This window comes from Psychrobacter sp. 1Y4 (assembly GCF_051847555.1).
Map to the genome: position 1 here is coordinate 1 of NZ_JBPYDE010000618.1, position 678 is coordinate 678.

Sequence of the window (678 nt, forward strand, 5' to 3'; positions counted from 1 at the left end):
GATACCCGTATAAAGAGAAACCGTCTTACCAGAACCAGTGGGACCAGTAATTAGCAGCATACCTTGTGGTTTGTGCAGCGCTTCTAAAAACATCTCCTGTTGATCGGGTTCATACCCTAGCGCATCGATACCAAGCATGGCTGATGAAGGATCTAGGATACGCAAAACGATTTTTTCACCGAACAAAGTCGGTAACGAGTTCACACGGAAGTCAATGGCTTTAGTTTTAGATATTTTGAGCTTGATACGTCCATCTTGCGGTACTCGGCGCTCTGAGATATCCATTTGTGACATAACTTTTAAACGTGCTGCGATTTTGTTGGCCAGTTGGACTGGCGGATTGGCTATCTTTTCCATCACGCCATCGACACGAAAACGTACTCGGAAAGATTTTTCGTAAGGTTCAAAATGTAGATCAGAGGCGCCCATGCGAATGGCATCGACCAGCATTTTATTGACGAATTTTACGACAGGCGCTTCATCGATACCATCACTAAGCTTGGTTTCGTTCTCTTCTTCTTGGCCATCATCAAAATCAACGTTTAAGTCACTGTTGGAGAAGCTGTCAAAGCTCTGCATCGTATCAGCGTAAACGCTTTCGATACGCTTTTTTAGCTTGTTTTCTTCAACAACAATCGTTTCAATAGATAAGCGAGAATTAAAGGCAATGGCATCAAT

Annotated in this window: 1 protein-coding gene; it reads right to left on the reverse strand. The window is 43.2% G+C overall.

Annotated features, from left to right (window positions below):
• The coding region (locus ACS8FC_RS17930) for an ATPase, T2SS/T4P/T4SS family (protein ID WP_439297788.1) at window positions 1-678 on the reverse strand (678 nt) is incomplete at both ends.